Source organism: Parabacteroides sp. KHUB-01 (genome assembly GCF_056640935.1).
The window spans coordinates 1739968-1756971 of record NZ_CM153256.1; the positions used below are offsets into that span (position 1 = coordinate 1739968).

Sequence of the window (17004 nt, forward strand, 5' to 3'; positions counted from 1 at the left end):
TATATTTAGGATATTCTATTCTGAAATTTAGAGTACAAAGATAAAAATAAGTCATGAAATATAAGAGAAATTGGAAAATAAAGTTGTCCTACTTGCGGGAGTTATTGGGAATGGGTAAAAACTAACACATTATTCTTGTTTTTAGAACTATAAATATACTTATTATAATCATGTTAGTCTGTTCGTATATCGATTAATTACCTTATAGATTATACTTCATATAAAATAGGGCGTTAAATATAAATAAGAATATTTTTGCCATGAAAATATTCTATTGTAACTTTGTAACTGAAAATGTATTAACGTAGAAGCGTTTCGATATTATCTTTATACATTAGAAGTCTAGTTGTAGCCTCTACTTCTTTTTTAAAGTTATTAACAAAAAGAAAAAATCATAGTTATGAATAATGTTTACATCACAAAAGCAAATGCATCTAAAATTATCAGAAAGATAAATTTAGAGAATGTACCAAGTGAAGGTTTATTATATAGAGATATTGTAAAGGAATATTTTGGTGATCAGATTGTTTTTAGCGACGAAGCTCTTTTAGAAAGGGAAAATGTTTTAAATAAGCTTTTCAATATAAAAGAACGTAAGTTTTTATTCTCATATAGATTGTTTATGGAAAATCCCCAATTTTTTATGGACGAAATATATGAAAATTATCCTATAAAAGAAGATACATATACTTGGATTTATGAAGATGATAAATCCCCTGCATTTCATATAGATCCATCATGTCCTTTGTTAAATTCTGATTTTAAAAACTTTTTAATACCTGCTTCAATACGTTATAAAGGAATTTCTGAAAAGAAAAAGTATGCAGAATTAACAGAAAAAGAAAAAGCTATAATGAGAAATAATGTTTTAAAGTATAGAGAATGGTGGAACAAATATGAGGATGAAAACGGTGAAAAAGGAGGGAAATATTATTGGTCTAAAGGTAAAGATTTATTTCTGGCGCATGTAAATAATATATTTCAACCCGAGCCAAGAATTAGAAAAATAGATGAATTTGAGGCCAAAAACACAGGTTGGATAGAAACAAATAATGAAAGTATTGAAAGCATTATAAGCATCATTGATAAATTGATGACTAAATATATTAAATATTCAGAAAAAGATAACAAACATAAGATTATACTAAAAAGATATCAAAGTTGGTTTTCTAATAGTATTAAATTCACCAATAATAATACAGGATATACAGATGTTGAAATTAGAGAAGTATTAACTGAATGTGAAACATATTTTAAAAGGCCATTAAAATTTTACTTGAAAGAGTTATATCGAAGAATAAATAACCCTAATATTGAACTTCAAGAAAATTTGTTAGTACAGTTAGGATTTAGACCTTGTGGATATTGTGGTTATGTTAATTTAAAACGAAATCATCAACAGGAAGATTTATCATTTCCACCTACTTATACAGATAAACAGGAAGTTAATTTAGACAAAAATAAATTGTTTTTTAATGATTTAGATATAGATAGTGAAGAAGAATTAATACGTGCTATGATTGCTTTAGAAGCAGATGAAAAAAATGCTCAAATGGAAGACTATTTTTTTATGATTGAAGAAGAATACAAAAAAGAAAGGTTAAAAAAAGATAAATATAAGACTTTTTAGAGACAATGTATGTTCTCAAATATCTTTATTCTCTTTGATTTATTTAACAATAATTTGGGATTATAATACAAATAATAATTTTGTAGTATTATATCCTCTAAGTTAATGCCAAAATTTCAGCCAACAACCTCAAGAAAACTTTCTTTTTTATTAAAATAACGCTAAAAATGCAATTATCTTATAATTAAACGGTTATTCGGATTGCTTGAAAATTGGGTAACGAGATAGCAACCGTTCGTATTTCTGAGTTCTTCATTGTTATGCTACAATGTGATAACTCTTGATGCTACAAAGGTACAAAAAGAAATGCAGACGAGAAGAGAATGATAATAATTTTCTTTCGCCTGCATTTCAATTATAGCAATTTTTTCAGTTCTTCAATATCGGGCAATGCTTGTTTCAATTTCTCAGGCATTTCGTCCGAAGTTTTGTATGTTGCAACGCCTAATGGCTTGTCGTAGTCTTGGATTACATACTCAACATACTTTTTATCGGCACTCTTGCATAGAACTATACCGATTGATGGATTTTCATGTGGCTTACGCATTTGGTCGTCCACTAAACGAAGATAGGTGCATAATTGCCCTAAATAAGAAGATTTAAACGCTCCTTTCTTTAATTCAATCACCACGAGTGCGTTCAGCTCTCGGTTAAAGAAAATCAAGTCAGGGAAATGTTCCACCCCGTACACCTCCAATTTGTACTGATTGCCGACAAAAGCAAAGTCTCGTCCAAAAGTGAGAATAAACTTCTTAATGTTGTGTATGATTTTCTGCTCTATGACTCGTTCGTCAATATCTTCTTTGTCTCGCTCTCCAAGTTCCTCTACATTGATAAAATCCAAAAGATATTCATCTTTGAACATTCCAATGGCTTTCAATGACTGTCGGGCATCTGGTATCTTCTGTATGAAGTTATTTGCAATCTCTCCTTGATGATTAAACAAATCATCCTCGATTCTTGCTGACAATACCTCTTTGCTCCATTTATTCGCAAGAGCTTGACGAATGTAGAACAGACGCTCTGCAAGTGTTTTGGTCTTACGAACAATAATCATATGATGTGTGAATCCCAATCCCAAGAATGAAGCAACATCAAAATTCTCTTTTTGAGGGCTTTCGCAAGGAATCAATAACTGCGTATCTATTTCGCTAACCGCAGTTAGCGATTTATCATCCCCTAATCCGCTAACCACAGTTAGCGATTTCAAGTCCTCGCACCAAGTCTCATAGAATTGACGCATAAATTTGATGTTCGCAGCAGAGAATCCACGAAGTCCCGGTAATTCTTTCTGTAATCGTTCGCTAATGGTTTCTATTGCACCTTTGCCCCAAAAACCATTACGGGAGTTTTCTGATACATATTTGCCAATGCCATAATATAACGATAATTGTTCTTTGTTAGCAATGGAAACTGCACGATATTGGCTTTGTAATATCGCCTCTTTGATAATCCTTACGGCTTCGGTATATGCTTGTATATTGTTCATATGCATAGATTTATATGATCAGTTCTTTTTTTATACAATCACGAAAAATTGTGTATGTTCTTAGCACATTATCAGACACTTCTCTAATCTCTCTTTCATCATTATCGATAACATCGTAATATTTACGAATTTCATCAGAATTATTGTTATCAGGATATGGTATTTCACGTTTTCTATATTCTTGAGTCATTAAAATATCTCTTAATTCTTCTTGAGTGTATTCATTTTCAGGTTCTTCATATTCCCAATATTTTGTGTTGTAAGCACGACATATTTGGCAAGTTAATGATTTTAAATCATCTAATGCTTTTGATAACTTGGTATAACTATCGTTAAGATAGGAATTGATAAATCTGTTTTGAGGATAATCTTGAAAATATTGAACATAGTCCCAACACTTTTCATACCATTTAAAGAATCGTCCAGAAGAACGAAAATCTGTGATACTATTGATAAATTCTTCCTCAGACACAAAGGACATCATTTTTTCAAAAATTTCAATATCGTGTCTCTTGTAATCAAATTCATTTTCCTTAGCGACAATATCATTGTAATTAAATATAATATCAGACAATAGTTTTGTTAGACACAATGATTTGACAGATTTTTTGTCAGTATCTTTTTTCCTGTATGTGATAATTCGATGTGCGGATATATCAAAAGGTAAGTATTCGACACTACCATATTCTTCATTACATATGCAAATAATTCTTTCCCAACCTAAAGAACGCACTGCAAACCCTAATTCAAACATTACATTAGGATTGGGCAAAGCTCGTTGTTTTACATTATCTACTACAAGAGTATATGCAGGTGTTACGTCACATATAAAAATATCAGACTTACCTATTTTTGTTAATATGGCGTTGGGGATGTCTGGTGCTCCTGTGGAACCTCTCGAATCTTCAAGAAGCTCTATACTAATTGATAGTTCATTAAAGGCGGATATTATTTTGTCTTTAATATAACTTTTGTTTGCGTAACCTCCAATATAAGATTGCCATGAATAAAAAACAGAAAATATATGTTCTTCCATACCACAAATATCAAAACTCATTAACATTTAGCTCTATATAAAGAAGGCTGATTAGTTAGTACACTTATTAAGTCTTTCTTGTGCATCTTTTATATCTTCAATGTTGCACACTTCGAGATATTGACTCCAAGAATAGTAATCATTCTTTATTTCTGCCATTTTATAAGATAGTTCTTTTAATTTCTTACCAACTTCCAAAGATGCATAACGGACACCCAATTTATATGTCCTCTTAATATCTCCATCTTTCTTCATTTTTGATATTAGTATATTCGAGACATCTTTTGCATATTCTCCTTTAGGATATTTATCAAGGTATTTCATGCATTCATAGTCAACTTCGTAGTCTTTCGCATTTTTTACATTAGAATATATAGACCTTTCTGCTCCGTTATACGCATCAACAAACGGAAGGCACAAACCAATTAAGCATAATACAGCTAATATGGCACATCCATTTTTTTGTAATATTTTTATTTTCATAAATTGCAATTATTATATTATTTTCATTTTTTAAATATCAGAGAATTCAGTTTATCATTTAATTTGAATGTAAATTGTGATATATTATCCCAATAAAAACTATAATCACTATTCCATGACATTGAACTTCTTATGTATTCTCTGTTTTTGTTTAGAATATTAACAGCGTCTAAAACTTCTTGATAAATATTCGTTCTACGATAGAGATATCTTATATATGCATCTATTAGCGAGGTTATGTGTTCTTCTTTAGAATATTGGTGCAAGGCCTCAAATTTCACAGTATTTTCTTTGTCTTTATAAGTTTCCTTTTCTTTATCTGTCATATACGAAAATGTACAATACCCACTTTCTCTTGTTTTTTTAGAATATGATGGCAGTAATTTCCCTAAATATACATCAGACGGATTAGCATTGCTATATGCAAACTCATTTAATGTATAGGTATCATCATCTCCTATTTTTGTACGAATATGCTCATCTATAGAAACCGTATAAGATTCTATTATTTCTTTAATATTTAATGAATCAATATAATTTAGAACAGTCTCTTTCATAGCATTAATTTTCTTGATATAGGAGAAACAACCATTTATATATGCTTTAGCATCATCAATATTTATGAATTTATCAACATCTTCATCACTTGCCAAAGATATGTTATCAACAAAATTTCGTTCGATATTCAATGAAGCATTGTTTGTATCAAATATCATTGAGTATTTGTATAAAAACTCAACATAACTATATAATGGAATATCTGAGTGAATTACTGCATAAACATATTTTTTTGCAGTAATATTCCATATTAAATATTCGTTATTTTGTTTATGTAATACATAACCATATTGTTTGTCATTCATTGAATAGCTATTGCAAAAATCTGTAATTCTTAACTCACGAACGATCTTTAAATTGTATTCTTTGGAAAATCTATCGTAAGCCCAGTAACCAATTTTAGGTATAAAATCAAGATGATGAAGTTGCGAACAGTTCTCAAATGTATTATAACTAACAACTTTTACATTACGACCACCCAAAACTGCTTTCAAGTTTTTACAGCCAAAACAGAAATATTCTGGCAAAAAGGTAATATCATCTGGTAAAGTAATTGTTTCAACAATATTATTATATTGAAACATCCTTTCAGATAATTTTGTCCCTTCTGGTATAATCACATGTTTATTGACTTTCCAATCCATTTTTCAAGCTTGTTATTTATTCTGCAAAATTACTCAAAAGTCGTAATAATAAGCACTCTACGGGCGAATTATTACGACTTAGGGGTGTGTTTTATAGTTTCAGCCCTCGATTTTGGTTTCTTCTGCTTGTCGGCAGTCCTAACGCTTCCATAAACTCATCTTTCTTGCGTCTGAACCACGAATGGCGTGAAACTCCATCGATATTAAGGTCAAAATGTCCCTCTCTATCTTGTTTAAGAGAGCAAATAGCACCATTAGCTGAAAACGATTGGTTATGTTCCGATGAGTAGAGTTTACCTGTAACAGATACATCTTTGAATGTGCATAATTTCCGTATAAGGTCGTCCGTAAAGCCCATCTTTTCGCTGAGGTATTTAATCATCGGCATCAGTTTCTCCACATACGGGAAGTAACGCAAAATCTTGTCGATATATTCCGATTGTTTGCGGTTCTCTTCTTCGTAAGACCTCTTAACCTCCTGCATCTGCTTTTGATGCTCCACCTGCATTTGCTTGATATCGGATTGCAGTTGCTTGATGGTCTCATCTCGGATGGCTATCTCATCTCTCAAATCCTCATTCTTGCGTTCCAATGATTTCATCTTACCGCTGCCGAAAAGAGAACTCACACCGCTTGCAAGGGCTGTGGCTGCATCGGTGGCTACGCTTTTTAGTTTGTCGGTGCGTATCTCCGATTTCACCTGTTTGAGTTTTTGCTCGGCAAGATCTATCTGGTGTTCCTTGTGCTGCCGTTCAACTTCTATGCGTTCCAGCTCTGCACGCTGCTTCTCGATGATAAAGTCGTTTCGTTCCAAATGCTCCTTGCCTGTCTCGGCTTTGGATTGCCCTCGCTCCATTGATAGGATTTCAGATAACAATGTCTGCATCTGTGTCATATCATCATCGTTGAGTTTGTAACTCTTCCCCGTTTCGTGATTCATCCAATCGAATACGATATGTGCGTGGTAGTTCGGCTTAAACCATCTGCTACCGATTTGAAAGCTCTCCATATCGTCTGCATTGGGCTTTCCACTCAGCCAATGCCCCTCGTCTTTGTGCAGGAATATTTGAAGCGGTGTGATACCCCAACGCTCCTGGCACTCCTCGCCAAATCTGCGAACATCCTCCAATGTTGTATCGGACTTGATGAGTAACACGCCCTCACGAATTGGAGAACATCCTGCCACTTTGATAATCTTGCCACTCTTGTTTTTGCGTTCTCGCTCTTTTTCTTGCATTGCTCGCCCCGTCTTTGCTTTAACCATCTGCTTGATGTTGTCGTAATGCGTCTGCAAATCGTAGTCGGCAATGCGAGGGTCTATCCAATGCTCGTTGTCGGCAACAAGTTCGGGAATGAGGTATATTTTCGACTCTCCGATGTTACGCATATATTCGGGAGTTCTGAGGTTGTGAGCCTCGCTTGATGATATATTGCAAGGCTTGATATGTATGCTGCTTTTTATTGCCATAGTTCTTTGATTTTATTGGTTACAATTAGGCTGTTTGTTTGCTAGTTTCCGCTTACGGGGTCCTTAGGGGCAACGCCCATAAGCGGAGTGCAGAGAGGTCACTCTGCCCCACAACTACACATCGGCGAAGCGTGTAGTTATAGTGGGCTATAACCTGAAGCCTCGTTTCTTCTTTGGCTGCGGTTGTGGCATCCGTCTTACGGATTGAACTTGCGATTTCTTTACTGCTTGTTTCGCTTGTATTCTGTGGCGTAAGTAGTCGTTCAAATCCTTATGCTCGGCATAGTGTTTCGACATATCCCTAAGCTTGTCTCCGAACATCTTTTTCAGACTCTCCATTGCCTTTTGCCCTGCTTGGTCGTTGTCGAGAAAACAGCCGATTCTGCTGTATGGTTGTAGCAGTCGTTCTGCTTTTGAGAGGTTGGTAACGGAGTTGAGTACCATATAATCCTGCGCCTCGATGCGTGGCTCTTCGGGGTGGTCGTTTACCCGAATGGTAAGATAAGAGAGGTAATCCATAAACCCTTCGAAGAGGTAACACGTTGCTCGTGGCTCGCCCTGCTGTCGGATATGTGTAATATCCTTTGGAGCAAGACAACCCTTGAAGTAGCGGTTACGGAGTTCATAGCCTCCTGCCATATTCGGAAAGCCGATGGCGAAGTATGGCTTACCGTTATACTCAAATCGCAACTCCTTACATTCTCTTTTGGCGAGTTCGATGTTTATGCCTCGCTCCTGAAAGTAGGCGATTAGTGCAGGCGAGGATAACTCGCCAACCTGTATGTCCTCGAAACTATGATTAGAGGTTTGTTGCTCGCCAAAAGAAAAGGTGGCAGGGCGTATGTATGGAGTCCGCTCCGCTATGCGAGCCAACAGATAGGCTACATTCTCGCTATGGTACAGCTCGGCTGCCAATGCGATGATGTTGCCACCCTTGCCTATACCGAAGTCATACCATTGGTTAAGTTCGGTATTTACCTTGAATGAAGCATCGGTTTCGTTTCTCAGTGGTGATTTATACCATAGGCTTTTGCCCTGCTGCTTGATAGGCGTATAGCCCAAACTTTGCAGATAATCTGCCAACTTGATTTGTTTTGCATCGTTGATTGTCATATTACTACGATTTTGAGGTTAATGAAATTTTGTTGATTTGATGAACCGTTGATGTAATATGCTTATATACAACCTTGTAACCTCTCAACATCTTCTCAACAAACCGCTCACCAAAAGAGAAATTCACAAACGGTGGTTGTCGGTCTCTCAACTTCTCTTTTGGATTGTTGAGATTTTGTTGAGAATGTATATTGCTTGTTATCAGTGTGTTTATACTCATATTCAACAATTCAACAGAAAAAGATAATGTTACAAGGATTCGAGTTGCTCCCTTGTGATGGTGTAGAAGCGTCCCACTCTCCTTATCGGCTCATAGTGGCAACTTTGGTTGTAGTTGCCTTGATAGGTGGTATAGGTAAGTCCGTTGGGTGCAGGTGTCAGTTTCCAACACTCTTGCACCACCTTACGCACTTGGTGTTTCTCTACCTTTACCTGAGAGTGCATCAACAGCACGATAAAGTCGTTAAGGCAGAATGAAACGCTATCCACATTCATAGTTGCCATAATATCGAGCAACAGCTCCGACATCTCTATCTCCAATCGGTTGCGGTTGCTGCGGATAATCCTCTGCAATGCTTCGGTATGCAGCAATGAGGGGTTGAACCACATTCGGCTCTCCCTCTCGGTGGATAACTTTCGATTGGTGAGGAAATGAAGAAATGCGGGTATTTCTGCTTTTAGTCGTTGCAGGAAGTTGGTATCATCGGACTGCAAGCGGTTTATCTTGCGTACCCAATAGCGTGTTTCTCCTGCATCGATGATTACGGGCAGATACTCGTTGTTGGAGCATAGCACGAATTTGGCAAAGAACGCTATTTCGTCACGGTCTTTGCCTTTGGCTTCCACCTTGTAGGATAATGTGGTACTAAGATTCTTCAACCGCTCGCTGTCCTCCCTGCGATTGAGCAGCACCTCATCGACCACGATAAGGAGCTTGCCTGCCCAATCGGAATTGAATTGACTGCGGAAATCCTCGTTGGTGTTGAATGTGACATTGTTCTGAAAGAGGGCTTTCAGAAAATTGAGGAATGTGCTCTTGCCTGTGTTGCGTTCCTCCGATACTAACAGCAGGATTGGTAACTTCTGAACAGGTTGCAGGTAGAGCAGTTGCAGATAGTCCATACCCAACTCATATTGCTCACCGAAGATGTGTTCTATCAATGAGCGGATAGAGGGGAAATCACCCTCCTGCGGTCGGTGGTCTATCGGCTCATAGAGGTTAAGAAACTTGCCGATTACTGGGCGATAGCCGATGTGTTCGGGTACGGTGCAGAAACCGTCATACTTGGGAACGCTGCCGATGTAGTCCTTGCCATAATCTTGGCGGAGCGTTTCATTGTTCCACGGGATACGCTTCTTCACATATCCGCCACTCAGTCTTGGCTGCTCCACAATCTTGTAGAGTGTTGTTCCCACTCGGATAAATTCTTCTTTTGCCATACCGCCATCTGATGGCGGTTGATAGCTTGTTGTAACTTTTTTAGCTTCCATATTTCACTCTTTTGGGTTTGAAAAATGTCAGCTACAAAAATATAAGTGATTGATGGATAAGTTGCTACGCAAATTGTAGCAGAATGATGAATAAGATACATTGAGGGTGGGAATGTGAGGGGTATATAAACACCACAAGCCCGAAAACAGGCGAAAAACCTATCTTCGGGCTTGCTTTGCTGATTAGTCAGCCGATATGCAGACTTACCGATTTATCGGCTTGTCGGTATGCCATCACGACATACCCGATATAGAGTTTGCAAGCGAAAAGAGATAACATACTTTCTCTTTTCGTCCGCATATTCTCTTTAACAACTCACCCCGTATCTTCTCTGCACCGTATGAGTTGATGCGAAATGCAAGGGCTATAATCATATCCATATTGTAGAGGGTAGCCCAATAGGTATATGGTATTACTTCGCAATGTTGAGTGTGTTCTGTTATCACTCCGCTTTTGTGTATGGCTCGGATTTCAACCTTTAATGTGGGTGCTGCCACATCGAATAGCGCCATAAGTTCCGTAAACGACATCCATATATTGCTATCAGGAATGTTCACTTTGCCTGATTCGCTGATTGTTATTATTGTTCGTTCCATATCTATACATATTAAATTGCAAATCTTCCGCTAACTCGACTCTCAAACATTGATATATCGTGTTCAAGTTTGGTATTAGTAACCTTTGCGTAAATCTGCGTTGTGGTAATGTTCGTATGTCCGAGAATCTTGCTTACACTCTCTATCGGCATACCATAGTTCAAGGCTAACACTGCGAATGTATGCCTACTCAGATGGAACGAAGTTCGCTTCTCGATACCGCATATCTTGGCAACCTCCTTGATGCGTCTGTTAATCACATCGTGGCTACCGATATTGAATAGATTGTTGCTTATTCTGTATGGCTCATATCGTTTGATAATCTGCATAGGAATATCCATCAACTTGATTTGGAACGGTACACCTGTCTTTTGTCGCTTTGATACAATCCACGGTGAACCGCCCAACATTGTAATATTCTCAGTTGTCAGGTTCTTGATGTCGATGAATGATATACCCGTCCAACAGCCGAACACGAATAAATCTCTTGCCAACTCCAAATCGGGATTATTCAATTCAACAGTTGTAAAGGCTTGCAGTTCCTCCTCCGTCAAGAAACCTCGTTCCTTGTGGTCGGGGTCAACCTTATATTGGGCAAATGGATTGCGTGCTATCTTACCGTTATAGTGAGCAGTAGTTACAATATGCTTCAGTGGTATGGAGTATATCCATACTGATGACTGAGCCAATCCAACCTCATTTCGTAGATACAAGCAATAATCACGAATGAAATCTTCAGTAAGTTCATTCATTGCAATGTCATTGCGCTTGTAATGCACCTTGATAAACTCGGCCAGATATTTTCTTACGGTGAGATACTTTTGATATGTACGCAGAGAACGATCCTTGCCAACTCGTTTGGCAAAGGCTTCGTTCTCCTTGTCGAATGCTCGAAGCAGTGTTTCATACTCCGTTCCGATGCCTTGATAGGCATTGCGTACCATTTCGGCAGTTACAAACGCCTCACGGTCTGAAATGCGTTGATAGTGCTTGATGATTTGAGCCTTGATATTATCCAAAGCCAAATTGATGTCTCTCGATTCTTTACTCTTGCCCTTTGCTCGGTTGCCTTTTACATCCCATAGGTCTTTATGGATGCTCTGCTTGCAACTGAATTGAGCCACAGAACCGTTGATTGTTACTCGTCCCATAATCGGGACAATACCGTTTTTCTCTTTGCTTCCGTTCACGTAGAACAGCACCTTAAATGTACTTCGCATAATCTAATCTTTTTTTAGTTACAAAATTAGTTATCAGCGAGTTACACATTGATATGCAAACTAACGCAGAACGATGAAACGTGACGACACAAAGAAAAACTTTACTGCATTATCGGGTAATGACTTGGCAACCGTTCTATTTCATTACCTTGCGTTTCTTTGCTAAATTGCTATTGTCACTATTTCTGAGGTTTTCTGTTTAATGCGTTATGGCTCAGTTCAAAACGCAGAAATTCACCTTTTTTGCATCGAATACCGTGATTTTTTATTAAAACAGCTACTGAAAACCACGAAAAAACGGGATATTTCAAAGTTTCCGAAAAATCATTACAATGACTTGAGTCAATGATTGTGAAGAGTCAATGAAGTTATTACAATGGTTTAGTATAAAGATTGTAATAACTGACTGAAACCATTGTGATGAAAATTTTAACCCATTGGGATTTTCTTGCCAAAACAACTTTTTGAGCATGAAAATATAGCTTAAAAGCCATTTTTTCATCAGGAACGATAAAAAACACAGACAAAATCAGAATAACATTTTAATATGAAATCACGAAAATATATTAACACAGATTCAGTCATAAACTAGAATGATTCAAATGGCTCAAACTCTATGAAAGTGATTATTAATATTTTGTTGACAAATTGTATTTCCTAAACTCTCTGAGAATCGATTTTTGCATAAGTCATTAATATAAGTACAGATTTTTTTGATTCTCATAAAGTTTAGCTGACATAATGTCGGAGTTATTTGATGGATGGTGTTGCAAAACTAATTTAAACACAGAGACACAGAACACACGAAGATTTTATTTATTCTCAATATATTATCTCTGTGACTTCGTGCCTCTGTGTTTGATTTGCATATGTTGCAACACCATCATTACAGACTTACTATTTCCCCTATGTTAAAAAATGTCATCAAATCACATCATCCAACTGACAACCAAGTATATATTAAAATGGTGAAACTTGTAAAAGTAAAAATCTACTGCATATAACAATTGAAATAATAATTAAAATCAAAACACTGCAATGTTTCAGAAAAAAGGTAGGCAGCTTTTCCGGAAAACATCGCAGTGTTTCTAAAAAAAGCTGCCTACCTTTTTCCGGAAAGTTCACTATTTAAAATTCCATATATTTTCATCCGAAAGCAAGTAAAAATACTCTCGGAAGGAAATTGATTTACATACGGAAGGAAAACGAATTACTTTCGGAAGGAAATTCCGTTGCTTTTGGGTGTGTAGACTTTTTTTTATTATAATTGCATTTGTTAGTTGAGTATACACTATTCATATTCCTTTTGATATTGCAACTTATAAACTGATTATGATTAACTTCGACGAATACATACGCCAAGGCGAACCGCATCAACGGGAAAAGGGGTACGCATGGCAAACCGCAATCGGACTACAAGCAGTTGATGGACTTAAACCATCCGATTATTTAATTGAAACAGCACACAAAGATATTGAAGGAGAAATTACAATTGATGAAGTAGAACAACTAATAAAAAGTTACTACCATTCAAAAGATGCACGTACACCAGAAATAGCAGAAATGCATGAGGCAGATACTGCATCAATCAATATTCGCCGAATACTTACAGAGAAAACATTTGCCTTTACGCTTGTCGGACTAACATCTATTCATCGTCGTATATTCGATGGTGTATTCAAATTTGCCGGTCAAATCCGCGATTACAACATTACAAAAAAAGAATGGGTGCTACGTGGTGATACAGTGTTGTATGTTTCCGCACCTGATCTCCGCAAGGCAATCGAATACGACTTGGAACAAGAACGCCAGTTCGACTATTCAAAAGTGGACAGAAATGGATTAGTGAGCCATATAGCCAAATTTGTATCCGGACTATGGCAAATCCATCCGTTCGGAGAAGGGAATACCCGAACGACTGCCGTGTTCACGATTCTCTATCTACGTTCTATGGGATTTGATGTAACAAACGACCTCTTCGCTAATCATTCATGGTATTTCCGCAATGCGCTGGTACGAGCCAACTACCAAAACATACAAAAAGGAATCATGCGTAATTCGGAATATTTGGAACGATTCTTCCGTAATCTGTTATTAGGAGAAAACAATGAGTTACGGAATCGTTATATGGTAGTCAATACGCCTGAAGCACTGATAACAGAACAGGCAGAGCATATCAACCGTACAAGTACCGTACAACCTACCGAACAAGTTACCGAACAAGTTCGTTCTTTATTACTAACATTATCAAATGAACAATTATCTTTGAAAGGTCTAATGGAGAAGATTGGTTTAAAGCATCGTCCGACATTTATAGAAAATTACATAGCTCCAGCTATAGAAGCAGGTGTTCTCAAAGTGTTATATCCAGACAAGCCAAATCATCCTCGACAGAAATATTTGCTGACGGCTAAAGGATTAGCATTATATAACGAAATTAAGTCAAAACAATAATTCTGATGAATAGCATTAATAAATATATCTCCAATATAAAGGACAAGTTTCGCAAGCTTGGAATTAGTTGACAAGAACTTAATTCCCTCGTCAACTCGTCTCTGAAACCTTGTCAACTTTAAATTAACAACATATTATGGAAAATACAGATTTGAAGAAATGGAAAACTATCAGCAGTGAATATTTATATAAAGACAACTGGCTGACAGCACGGAAAGATTGTGTGGAACTTCCGTCGGGCGTGAGAATACCGAGTTATTACATACTTGAATATCCGGAATGGGTTTGCACAATAGCAATTACTAAAGAAAAGAAGTTTATATTTGTAAGACAATACAGACATGGTTTGCAGGAAATAAGATACGAGCTATGTGCCGGTGTTTGCGACCCGGAGGATTCGTCTCCGCTCGAGGCTGCAAAAAGGGAATTGCTCGAGGAAACAGGATATGGAAATGGCAAATGGGAAAAGATTATGGTTGTTTCGGCAAATGCCAGTTCCATGACAAACCATACTCACTGTTTTGTTGCCACTGACGTGGAAAAGATATCTGAGCCTCATCAGGAAGAGACCGAAGATTTAAGGATTCATATACTCAGTCTCGATGAAGTGAGGGAATTAATGCATAATGATGAAATAAAGCAAGCAACGCAAATCGCTCCGCTTTGGAAATATTTTGCTGAGAATGGAATGATTTGAGGTAAAGTTGACAAGGTTACAGAGACAAGTTGACAAGAACTTAATTCTCTTGTCAACTCGTCAACTGAATACTTAGCTTGCAAAACTTTAACAACGAACATACATGAATACAGAAAACACGGAACAGAATATTCTGCATAAAATGGCAGCATATTGCTCAACAGCCGAGAGATGCGTTCAGGACATTGAAAGCAAATTAAAGAATACCGACCTTGACGATGAGGCTCGAGAACGTATAATCGCACGGCTGAAGCAGGAACGCTTCATCGACGAAGGACGTTTCAGCCGTTTTTTTGTCAACGACAAATTACGTTTCAATAAATGGGGACGGATAAAAATATCTTTCGAGCTTAAAAGAAAAGGTATTTCCGGCATTGATGCGGAAGAAGCTCTTTCCGGTATAGACGAAGAAGAATACAGAAACACGCTTTACGATATTCTGAAGAGCAAGAAGAAAACGGTCAAAGGGAAAGATGAACGTGACGTTTTCTACAAGCTTCTGAGATTTGCTGCCGGAAGAGGATTTGAGACCTCAATATCGGCAAAATGTATAAAAGAAATTCTCAACAGTACCGAAGACTATGATGAATCTTATTTATGATTTTCTTAATCTTATTTATCCTCCAAAATGTTGTATATGCAATACGAATCTGATTAGCGGAGAAGATTGCATATGCCTCAAATGCCTTTGTAACCTGCAGCATAGCGATGACAATGCTAACGGGCTGAGCGAGAATTTTCTGTTTTCATCTCCGGGCTTGCCTCCCAGCCTCGCCTATTGCCCGTTTATATTTGAAAAAGGGAGCTGCACGCAAACCTTAATTCACAAAATGAAGTATGAAGACAAACCTCAAATCGGATACCGTCTGGCAAAATATGCGGCTAAAGAGCTGTTGCGTGCGGAAAGTCCGCTGTGCAGTTGCGATTTGATTGTTCCCGTTCCTCTGCATAAAAAGAAGTTGAAAAAAAGAGGTTACAACCAGTCATTGTGGATTGCCCAAGGATTGCATCACGTATGGAAAACAGAAATAAATACAAACTGCATAGAAAGAATATATAACAACCAAACGCAAACTCAAAAAGACGCGTATGAACGATGGAAACACAAGGATTTGGCTTTCAAAGTGAAAGAGCCGGAAACTATTTGCGGAAAATCCATACTGATAATCGACGACGTTATAACAACAGGCACAACCATAAAAGCTTGTGCCATAGCAATTGCCGAAGCAAAACCTAAGGAAATAAACTTCTTTGCCCTATGCCATACATAAAAAAAGATAAATAAATAAGATATAATGAAATTATATAATTTGTTTTCGCTATTTTTGCAAAATAAAAATTAAGTTTCAGGTTAATAGGCTTTATAACCTGACAAATAAAAATTGACTTGCGTATTTCGTTTGAATAAGCATAAAATTTAGACATAATTTAGAGGATTGTATGAAAACATTGGAAAGCTTAGTAGCAGAGAAATTATTAAAGATTAAAGCGGTAAAATTGCAACCAGCAAACCCTTTCACTTGGGCTTCAGGCTGGAAGTCTCCAATTTACAATGACAACCGTAAGACTTTGTCTTATCCGGCTGTTCGCAGTTTCATCAAACTTGAATTGGCTCGTGTAATCAGCGAAACTTACGAAAATGTAGATGCTATTGCCGGTGTAGCTACAGGCGCAATTGCTCAGGGTGCATTGGTGGCAGATTTGCTTGGCTTGCCTTTCGTATACATCCGTTCAACTCCAAAAGATCATGGTTTGGAAAACCTTATCGAAGGAGAATTGAAACCAGGTTCAAAAGTTGTTATTATTGAAGACTTGGTATCAACAGGCGGTAGCAGCTTGAAGGCTGTTCAGGCAGTTCGTAATTTCGGTTGCGAAGTAATTGGTATGGTTGCTATTTTCACATACGGTTTCCCTGTTGCTGTTGAAGCATTCAAGAAAGCTAACGTAACATTGACAACTTTGAGCAATTATGATGCTGTAATTGCAGAAGCAGTTCGTACAAATTACATCGACGAATCAGAAATTGAAATTCTTCAGGAATGGAGAAAAGATCCTTCTGTTTGGAATCCGGGCAAATAATCAGATTTTTTGCAAAACTATAAGATAAAAGGCAGAGAAGCACAG

General features: G+C 37.1%; 15 protein-coding genes. 6 read left to right on the forward strand and 9 right to left on the reverse strand.

Features of this window, described 5'->3' with window-relative positions; genetic code table 11:
• Window positions 1-400: 400 nt before the first annotated feature.
• The gene (locus ACYIAR_RS07755; protein WP_480333244.1) at window positions 401-1630 is read left to right on the forward strand and encodes a hypothetical protein; all 1230 of its coding nucleotides are present in this window, start codon (window positions 401-403) and stop codon (window positions 1628-1630) included.
• Between the two features lie 355 nt (window positions 1631-1985).
• Here ACYIAR_RS07755 and ACYIAR_RS07760 read toward each other — a convergent pair whose 3' ends face one another.
• The 9 genes from ACYIAR_RS07760 to ACYIAR_RS07800 all read right to left on the reverse strand — a co-directional run bounded on the left by ACYIAR_RS07760 (window position 1986) and on the right by ACYIAR_RS07800 (window position 11729).
• Entirely contained in the window at window positions 1986-3119 is a 1134-nt protein-coding gene (locus ACYIAR_RS07760) for a PDDEXK nuclease domain-containing protein (RefSeq protein WP_480330886.1), read from the reverse strand.
• A gap of 10 nt (window positions 3120-3129) precedes the next feature.
• Window positions 3130-4155: a hypothetical protein gene (locus tag ACYIAR_RS07765; protein ID WP_480330884.1), complete on the reverse strand. Its 1026-nt coding sequence runs from the start codon at window positions 4153-4155 to the stop codon at window positions 3130-3132.
• A 51-nt stretch (window positions 4156-4206) separates the two neighbouring features.
• Complete coding sequence (locus tag ACYIAR_RS07770; RefSeq protein WP_480330882.1) at window positions 4207-4638, reverse strand: hypothetical protein; 432 nt, start codon at window positions 4636-4638, stop codon at window positions 4207-4209.
• A gap of 23 nt (window positions 4639-4661) precedes the next feature.
• The gene (locus ACYIAR_RS07775) at window positions 4662-5840 is read right to left on the reverse strand and encodes a leucine-rich repeat protein (protein WP_480330880.1); all 1179 of its coding nucleotides are present in this window, start codon (window positions 5838-5840) and stop codon (window positions 4662-4664) included.
• 91 nt (window positions 5841-5931) lie between these two features.
• A complete protein-coding gene (locus ACYIAR_RS07780) occupies window positions 5932-7308 on the reverse strand; it encodes a mobilization protein (RefSeq protein ID WP_480330878.1) in 1377 nt (458 codons plus the stop codon).
• A gap of 147 nt (window positions 7309-7455) precedes the next feature.
• Window positions 7456-8421, reverse strand: a complete 966-nt coding sequence (locus ACYIAR_RS07785) for a toprim domain-containing protein (RefSeq protein ID WP_480330876.1) — start codon at window positions 8419-8421, stop codon at window positions 7456-7458.
• Window positions 8422-8670: 249 nt separating this feature from the next.
• Complete coding sequence (locus ACYIAR_RS07790; RefSeq protein ID WP_480330874.1) at window positions 8671-9912, reverse strand: primase-helicase family protein; 1242 nt, start codon at window positions 9910-9912, stop codon at window positions 8671-8673.
• Between the two features lie 234 nt (window positions 9913-10146).
• A complete protein-coding gene (locus ACYIAR_RS07795; protein ID WP_480330872.1) occupies window positions 10147-10509 on the reverse strand; it encodes a virulence RhuM family protein in 363 nt (120 codons plus the stop codon).
• A gap of 11 nt (window positions 10510-10520) precedes the next feature.
• Window positions 10521-11729 carry a site-specific integrase gene (locus tag ACYIAR_RS07800; protein WP_480330870.1) on the reverse strand — a complete coding sequence of 403 codons (1209 nt, stop codon included), beginning with the start codon at window positions 11727-11729 and terminating at the stop codon, window positions 10521-10523.
• Between the two features lie 1332 nt (window positions 11730-13061).
• Here ACYIAR_RS07800 and ACYIAR_RS07805 point away from each other — a divergent pair.
• The 5 genes from ACYIAR_RS07805 to pyrE all read left to right on the forward strand — a co-directional run bounded on the left by ACYIAR_RS07805 (window position 13062) and on the right by pyrE (window position 16959).
• On the forward strand, window positions 13062-14183 hold the full coding sequence (locus tag ACYIAR_RS07805; protein ID WP_480333246.1) for a Fic family protein: 1122 nt from the start codon (window positions 13062-13064) through the stop codon (window positions 14181-14183).
• A 136-nt stretch (window positions 14184-14319) separates the two neighbouring features.
• Window positions 14320-14880, forward strand: a complete 561-nt coding sequence (locus tag ACYIAR_RS07810) for an NUDIX hydrolase (protein WP_480333248.1) — start codon at window positions 14320-14322, stop codon at window positions 14878-14880.
• A 103-nt stretch (window positions 14881-14983) separates the two neighbouring features.
• Window positions 14984-15481, forward strand: a complete 498-nt coding sequence (locus ACYIAR_RS07815) for a regulatory protein RecX (protein ID WP_480333250.1) — start codon at window positions 14984-14986, stop codon at window positions 15479-15481.
• Window positions 15482-15710: 229 nt separating this feature from the next.
• Window positions 15711-16151 carry a ComF family protein gene (locus ACYIAR_RS07820; RefSeq protein ID WP_480333252.1) on the forward strand — a complete coding sequence of 147 codons (441 nt, stop codon included), beginning with the start codon at window positions 15711-15713 and terminating at the stop codon, window positions 16149-16151.
• 169 nt (window positions 16152-16320) lie between these two features.
• Window positions 16321-16959, forward strand: coding sequence for an orotate phosphoribosyltransferase (pyrE, locus tag ACYIAR_RS07825; RefSeq protein ID WP_480333254.1), 639 nt, complete (start codon window positions 16321-16323; stop codon window positions 16957-16959).
• Window positions 16960-17004: the final 45 nt, after the last annotated feature.